Origin of the sequence: Rhizobium sp. TRM96647 (assembly GCF_025780115.1) — a bacterium.
Lineage (GTDB): Bacteria > Pseudomonadota > Alphaproteobacteria > Rhizobiales > Rhizobiaceae > Mycoplana.
On sequence record NZ_JAOXHF010000004.1, the window covers coordinates 427199 to 434482 of the forward strand.

Annotated in this window: 6 protein-coding genes and 1 pseudogene; 6 read left to right on the forward strand and 1 reads right to left on the reverse strand. The window is 57.0% G+C overall.

The genetic code is table 11. From position 1 onward, the window contains the following. The first annotated feature begins 75 nt into the window (after positions 1-75). The 5 genes and pseudogenes from OCK02_RS10610 (at position 76) to tnpC (ending at position 5394) form a co-directional block, all read left to right on the forward strand. The gene (locus OCK02_RS10610; RefSeq protein ID WP_263813020.1) at positions 76-2244 is read left to right on the forward strand and encodes a glycosyltransferase family 2 protein; all 2169 of its coding nucleotides are present in this window, start codon (positions 76-78) and stop codon (positions 2242-2244) included. A gap of 121 nt (positions 2245-2365) precedes the next feature. Next, positions 2366-2599 (forward strand): annotated as a pseudogene (locus tag OCK02_RS10615) (transposase); the annotation flags it as partial. Positions 2600-2948: 349 nt separating this feature from the next. Then, a complete protein-coding gene (tnpA, locus tag OCK02_RS10620) occupies positions 2949-3437 on the forward strand; it encodes an IS66-like element accessory protein TnpA (RefSeq protein ID WP_245409264.1) in 489 nt (162 codons plus the stop codon). Further along, positions 3434-3790, forward strand: a complete 357-nt coding sequence (gene tnpB / locus OCK02_RS10625) for an IS66 family insertion sequence element accessory protein TnpB (protein ID WP_263813021.1) — start codon at positions 3434-3436, stop codon at positions 3788-3790. Before tnpA ends, tnpB begins: the two co-directional genes overlap by 4 nt. A 71-nt stretch (positions 3791-3861) precedes the next feature. Then, a complete protein-coding gene (gene tnpC / locus OCK02_RS10630; protein WP_263813022.1) occupies positions 3862-5394 on the forward strand; it encodes an IS66 family transposase in 1533 nt (510 codons plus the stop codon). A 22-nt stretch (positions 5395-5416) separates the two neighbouring features. On the opposite strand, the gene OCK02_RS10635 is transcribed toward tnpC, so the two are convergent. After that, positions 5417-6304, reverse strand: a complete 888-nt coding sequence (locus tag OCK02_RS10635; RefSeq protein ID WP_263813039.1) for a sigma-70 family RNA polymerase sigma factor — start codon at positions 6302-6304, stop codon at positions 5417-5419. A 220-nt stretch (positions 6305-6524) separates the two neighbouring features. Between OCK02_RS10635 and OCK02_RS10640 the strand changes: the two genes are divergently transcribed. Continuing rightward, entirely contained in the window at positions 6525-6980 is a 456-nt protein-coding gene (locus OCK02_RS10640) for a carboxymuconolactone decarboxylase family protein (RefSeq protein WP_263813023.1), read from the forward strand. The last annotated feature ends 304 nt before the right edge of the window (positions 6981-7284 follow it).

Here is a 7284-nt window from a genome sequence, read left to right on the forward strand (position 1 = left end):
CATGAATCGGGAATAGAAGGGATGGTGCCCTAACTCTGTATGGGTGGAACTGAGATACAGCAAAGAGAATTGGCAATGGATTTTGACAGTGCACTCAAGATGATCCGGGAGGCGGCAGAATTCGATTCTGAATGGTATCTCCGGAAGTATCAGGACGTGCAGATGTTGGGACTTGATCCCGCATACCATTTTCTGCGTTATGGGCGGCTCCTCGGACGGTCACCTGGGCCTGGGTTCGATACCAAGTTTTACCTGGATACGTATCAGAGGCCGGCAGGCACGGACGCAAGCCCGCTCATTGAATATCTCTGTGCCGAGGACAAGGACAGTCGCGCCACCACTGCAGATCGCCTGCAGGAGCAGATGCAGGCTTTGCACCACTCTTCGCTTGCCGCTTGGAAGGAGGCGGGTTCTGCAGACGAGCGCAATCCCATAATTTCATACTGTGTGCCCGTCATGGGGCGGCTGGAGGACTTGAGGGGCACTCTCGAATTCAATCTCATCGAGAACTCCAGGTTTGCAGACGATGTCGAGTTTCTTGTCATTGAGTTCGGCGAACAGGGCGATGTCCGCGAATGGATCGAGGAGAAATTTCCGGACGAACTGCAACGCGGCTACCTCCGCGTCGTGACAGATAAGGAATCGCTCGACACCTGGCATTTTGGAAAAGCAAAGAATGCATTCCGGCGATATTTGAGAGGGTTGGTTTATTCGAGCCTTGACGGCGACAACTTTGTCACCGCGGGTGAGACGGAACAGCTTCTGAAGATCTTTCAGGAGTTTCCGCATGGCTTTGTATTTCATCATTTTACTGGAGAATGGGGCGACGGAACGAGCGGACGTGTGAGTATGCTCACTTCGGTATATCGATCTGTTGGATACGACCCGTTGTTGCTTCCTCGTCAGTTCGATGAAATGGACTTGATTTTGGGCGCGCTACGCCGGTTTCCGGCGATGCCGTTTATCGGCGTCAATTCTGACAGGAACGTTTTCACGCAGTCGGCCTTTGCGCAGAGCTTTTTTCAGGAGGAAAAGCTGGCGAACAGGAAGCTATTCGTAGGAAATTGCGATCGAAAGGCGCCTCTCAACCCGCGTGGAGCAAGCTACACCGAAGAGACCCCATATCTACGCGATATGAACAATTTCAATGCCAATTCAAGTGCTTTCAGGCACGGTATTTCGCCGAAAAGAAAGCAAAAATATCTTGATAGGATCAGTAGACACAAGCATCTTTTGGCTGAATCTCTGCCTAAGGAGGTTTGCCTGAGCACATTTTTCCGGACTTCGGATATCAGGCCCATGCCTGCCGTTGATCGTTCGGATATCTGCTTGTTTGCTTGCGTACACGACGAAGGTCATTTTCTGCCTAAGCTAGTCGAGCATTACAGAAAAATCGGCGTAGCGAGGTTCTTTTTCGTCGATGATGGTTCCCAGGTCGCCGTTTCTGATCTTGCTCTCGGGAAGGATGTTTACTCGTTCAGGCCAAAGGTCGGCACGTTTCGAACGTCAAAGACACTGTGGCTGGAAGCGCTGATGAAGGCTTTTGTGCCGGAAGACGGTTGGGTCGTCACGGTTGATGCCGATGAATTTATTCAGCTCCCGGAACCGTTCGCAGATTTGCGTGAGGTTACCGTCGATCTGGACAGGCAGGGCTTGGACTTTGCGCCTGCCCTGCTTTTGGACCTCGTTCCGAGCGAACTGGACAGCGCGTCAATGGAGAACGTGCTGGGGGAATTCGATAGCTTCTTCGACTCGTTCTGTTATCGGGAAGGCGAGCCAAGCGAAGCGTATCAAAAACATCCCTCTGTTCGGTGGGGGTTCGGATCGCATTCGGCAGTATCCTGGGCTGTCGATACCCGATTTCATGCGTTTGAGACATTTGATTCACTTCGAAAGCTTCCGCTTTTTCGGTACCGGTCAAATCGACATCTGAATCAGGGCTTCCATACATTCCATTATCTCGACGGGACCTCACCTCCCGGGCACGAGATTTGGACGGTTGAGCCGATTTTGCCGATATTCCACTACAAGCTTGTGCGCCTGTTTTCTGAGGCTTCCCGAAACAAGATGCTGGAGATGTCAGGTGGGTATCACGCCAGAACCAATCAGAACATCGCTCGTATCTTCGACGCGAAATTCGAGGAAACTGTTGCGAACCTTACCCGTTTGTCGGAGGATTTCCGTCCGAAAGGCGATGCAGCGACGAGAGGGCTATTCACGTCGTTGCGGCGTCAGGTGGGTTGATTCTGTGGTCGTCCGCAGCGCCATTTTGGAATGGGCGGAGGATGACGAGACGTGGCGGCCGCACCCGCCACTCGGATACCGGACCTGGCAGATTATACCGGGATCATTGGAAGCAACGGACGCCGGCGTCCGTGATGCCATCGAGGCGGCCGGTGCACGCCTGCTTCACCTGCCGCCCTACAGTCCCGATTTCAACCCGATCGAGAACGCCTTCTCGAAACTCAAGGCGCTTCTGCGCACCAAAGCCGAGTTGACCATCGCAGCTTTATGGAATGCCGTCGCCACCGCTCTCGACCAGTTCTCCCCAGCCGAATGTGCCAACTATTTCAAAGCTGCCGGATATGAACCGGATTAATCAGGATGTGCTCTAGGTTTTTACATACTCGAGAATTGGAAAGACAATCTGTCGATCTTGGATGGTCCATGCGTCATCGAAACAACTCAGATCGGTTTGATTGTATTTCCGCTGGAATCGAAGATTATGTTCAGATGGGTCGTAGCCTTCTAGCAGCCGAGCGTGGGTAACGAATAAGCGAGTTCCCTGTTGATTTGCACTGAGAACTGACCCGGGATTGCGGGAAATTATCACTGAGATTTGACCCATGTTTCAATCATCCCTCGCGAGGTTTCAGCGGGGGCTCTGGAGTGATCGACATGGCGTTACTGAGTAAGCGGTGTTTTGACCGCACCTTCCGGATCAGTGCGTGATTGACGATGTTGAACCCGAACGAGGGCTTGGACATATGTCGATTTCACAGCTTACGCTTACATCCAGGGATGAAGAGCCGGTGCGCCGGTTCGAGGTTTTCACGGGCAACGGCCGACGGCGTGAGTGGAGTGGCGAGCGCAAAGCTGAGATCGTCGCGGAGAGCTATGAGCGAGGCGTGACGGTCTGCGCTGTCGCGCGGCGTCACGGATTGACCCCGCAGCAATTGTTCAGCTGGCGTCGGCTCGCCCGCAAGCCGCTCGAAGTTGTGCCTGATGTTGAGGACGTTCCGATGTTTGCGCCAGCGGTCCTGGACGTGCCTACCAAGCGGGTAGCCAAAGAGCCGGAACCGGCGCGTGCGTCGAGAAAGAAGCCGGGGAGCGGCGCAATCGAATTGGAGATCGGCGGGGCGATCGTCAGGATCGCATCCGGCGCGGATGCGGCCACGATTGCTGCCGTCATCCAGGCAGTGAAGGCACAATCGTGATCGGTCCGTCGGGAGCGGTTAAGGTCATGGTCGCCACCCGGCCTGTCGACTTCCGCAAAGGTGCGGAGGGCCTGGCGGCGCTGGTCAAGGCTGAGATGGGTGCTGATCCGTTCTCCGGGGCAATTTACGTGTTCCGGGCCAAACGGACGGACCGGATCAAGCTCGTCTTCTGGGATGGCAGCGGTGTGTGTCTGGTCTCCAAACGGCTCGAGGATGGCGAGTTCCACTGGCCCAAAATGCAGAATGGTGCGATGCGTCTGACGGCCGCCCAGTTCTCGGCCTTGTTCGAGGGGCTGAACTGGAAGCGCGTCCATGCGCCGATCGAGACGCGTGTTCCGGAGCAGGCGGGATAGTCGCCGCGACCAATTGAATCAGGCTCGCCCGCGCCCTCGTTTTGGTCGCCGGAATATGCTGTTGTCGTTCCATGACGATGACGGCCGACGAGCTTCCCGACGACCTGAACGCGCTCAAGGCGATGGTGCTTTCGCGCGAACTCGAGAACGCCAGGCTGCGCCAGATCATCAAGGAATTACAGCGCCATCGCTTCGGCCGCCGCGCTGAGACCCTTCCCGAGGATCAGCTTCTCCTCGGGCTCGAAGAAGCCGAACAGGTCGAGGCCGATGGCTTGGAAGATAGGGAGCAGGCATCGAGCGATCTGCGCCGAGAACGGACTGCGAAGCGGCGGATAAACCGCGGATCACTTCCCGCCCATCTGCCGCGCATCGATGTGGTCATCGACATTGAAAGCCATGACTGCCCCTGCTGCGGCAATGGCCTGCATCGGATTGGCGAGGATGTCAGCGAGAAGCTCGACATCGTTCCGGCCCAGTTCCGCGTTCTGGTGACGCGCCGCCCCAAATATGCCTGTCGCGCCTGTGAGGAGGTTGTCGTCCAAGCTCCGGCTCTCGCACGGCTGATTGAGGGCGGTCTTCCGACCGAGGCGACCGTCGCCCAGGTGCTGGTCTCCAAATATGCCGACCACTTGCCACTCTACAGGCAGGCGCAAATCTACAAGCGACAGGGGATCGATCTTGACCGTTCGACACTTGCCGACTGGGTCGGTCGCGCTGCCTGGCACTTGCGCCCGGTTCATCAAAGGCTGCTCGAGCATCTGAAGGCCTCGTCCAAGCTCTTCGCCGACGAGACGACCGCCCCAGTGCTCGATCCGGGTCGGGGGAAGACTAAGACCGGGCAGCTCTGGGCCTATGCTCGTGATGACAGGCCATGGCAGGGAGCCGACCCGCCCGGTGTCGTCTATGTCTATGCGCCCGATCGCAAGAGCGAACGCCCAATGGCGCATCTTGATGGCTTCGTCGGCATCCTGCAGGTCGACGGGTACGTGGGCTATCGAGCGCTCGCCGCTGGCAACAGCGTTTCCCTGGCATTCTGCTGGAGTCATGTGCGTCGGCGCTTCTATGAATTGGCGGCGGCCGGTCCCGCGCCTATTGCCAGCGAAGTGCTCAGGCGCATCGCCGAACTCTACAAGATCGAGGACGACATCCGCGGTATCACCCACGAAGAACGTCGCGCCGTCCGGCAGGCCAAGAGCCGTCCGATCATCGACAGTCTCGCGCCTTGGCTGACCGAGCGACTCTCGCTTATCAGCCAGAAGACCAAGCTCGCCGAAGCAATCCGCTACACGATCTCACGCTGGGATGGGTTGATCCGTTTCATCGATGACGGCCGTATCGAGATCGACTCCAATACCATCGAGCGTTCCATCCGGCCGATTGCCCTCAATCGGAAGAACGCCTTGTTCGCAGGCTCTGACGCCGGGGCCGAACACTGGGCGACCATCGCCTCGCTCATCGAAACGGCCAAGCTCAATGACGTTGAGCCACTTGCCTATCTGGCCGACGTCATCACCAAAATCGTCAATGGCCACCCGAATAGTCAGCTCGACGACCTGTTGCCTTGGGCCTTCGCCGACCAGCCAGAAACCAAGCCCGTGGCCTGAGAACAAGGCCGCAGCGTCGATCTTAAACGTCAATATGCGTCAGCTTATTCGGGTTTTTGACTATATAGATCGCGAAAATCTTACCGTCGCGAATGCCGAGAGCTGTTGTTTGCAGCACACCATATGGATCAAGGCTTACATACCCGGGCAGGCCGTCAATAGTTGCGGTTCGCAGCAAGGTGGGCGGAGTCGCGGCCTTTCGCTGAGCGGAAACGAAGAGTCGCAGTGCACGTTCCAAGCCGCGGATGACTTCTCGGAACGCCAGCACCTTGCCGCCGCCGTCGCTATGTATCTCGACATCGCGCGCGAGCAACGCCGAAAGCGCGGTGACATCGCCGTCACGCGAAGCAGCAAAAAAAGCGCGCGCAATTCCATCAGCCTCTGCCGCCCCGACGCTGTATCGTGGTCGTGCATTCTGAACATTCTTGCGTGCGCGAGAAGCAAGTTGCCGAACGGCGGCAGGCTCACGATGAAGCACGACCGCCACCTCGGTCAGCGCCACGTCGAACACTTCGTGGAGCAGGAAGGCCGCTCGTTCTAGCGGCGAAAGTCGCTCCAACGCTAACATCAGCGTCACAGTGACATCGTCAACAATGGCTTCTTGCGCATCAAGAGGCTCGACCAAAGGCTCTGGTAGCCATGGGCCGACATAGATCTCGCGGCGCGCTCGCGCCGACTTCATCCGATCAAGGCATAGTCGGGTGACGATGCGAGTGAGATAGGCGGTCGGAGTACGAACTTCGTCTTCAACGCGTACCCAACGCAACCACGCATCCTGCACGACATCTTCCGCCTCCGTGATCGACCCTAGCATCCGGTAGCTCAGACGCAGCAAGCGTTTGCGATCCAGTTCGAATTCTACGGTTCTTTGGTCGCTAAGCGGCACATCAGCGCTCGCTTCATTGGCCATCACCCCCTCGCGGATGTCATGAGACCGGTTCGTTGCGTTCCTGCCGTTGTGCCACATGCCACTTTCCTCGCACTCGCTCGCCTGACTCGTGGACGAGCGAGTTCGTGCAAGTGTGACATGGCACATGCCAAAATAAAATCAGGTCGAGATGTCACGCCTCCCATCGCCGCGTCGTCACTCGAGCAGCGCCGGCTGTTGGCGCAACTCACAGGAGACCATCATGAATGAGACAACGCGCCTCAACTGGTACGAGGTAGCACCCGCTGGAGCCAAGGCCCTTTTCGGCGTCCATCACTACGTCACACACAACACGAATTTGCCTGAGGAACTTATCCATCTCGTGTTCCTACGCGTATCGCAGATCAACGGCTGCGCACATTGTATCGACCTGCACACCCGCGATCTGCTGAAGACCATGGCAGCCGACAAGGTCGCTCTGGTCCCGGTATGGGAAGAGGTGCCGTATCTTTTCTCCGAACAGTACCGCGCGGCGCTGGCCTGGTCCGAGGAGGTGACGCTTGTCAGCGAGACACATGCTTCTGACCGAGCCTATGCTGCTGTCTCGGCAGTTTTCGAGCCTAAAGATTTGGTAGATCTTACAATCACGATCGCAGCTATGAACGCCTTCAACCGTCTAGGCGTACCATTCCGACTTCCGGTGAAGGCGCAGCCCTGAAAACGCGCTGGCTGTTGCTTAGCCGCGACGGCACCACTGTGCTTATGAATCGGTTGCTTGCAGACCCCGCTTGCTTGCAGCTTTACGACCGGGATAGGGTCGAAACAGGTCCTTCATCAACGCGTAAAGGCTCGTCCCGGTCGGTGCATTCATGCCATCAATCAAGCAGCGATAGTAATCGGAACGATCTCTCGCGCTTAGTCAATGTGGGAGGAAAACACCGCTTACGTTACTGAGCGTAATCCGACGCTGGCATTTTCGAGAGCATCTATCGATCCGGGAGATTTGCCGCAGGACCGGCCTG

What these genes read in the sequence shown, in the direction of transcription:
- OCK02_RS10610 (WP_263813020.1), top strand. Translation starts at nt 76, where the DNA reads ATGGATTTTGACAGTGCACTCAAGATGATCCGGGAGGCGGCAGAATTC.
- OCK02_RS10635 (WP_263813039.1), bottom strand. Translation starts at nt 6,304, where the DNA reads ATGGCCAATGAAGCGAGCGCTGATGTGCCGCTTAGCGACCAAAGAACC.
- OCK02_RS10640 (WP_263813023.1), top strand. Translation starts at nt 6,525, where the DNA reads ATGAATGAGACAACGCGCCTCAACTGGTACGAGGTAGCACCCGCTGGA.
- tnpC (WP_263813022.1), top strand. Translation starts at nt 3,862, where the DNA reads ATGACGATGACGGCCGACGAGCTTCCCGACGACCTGAACGCGCTCAAG.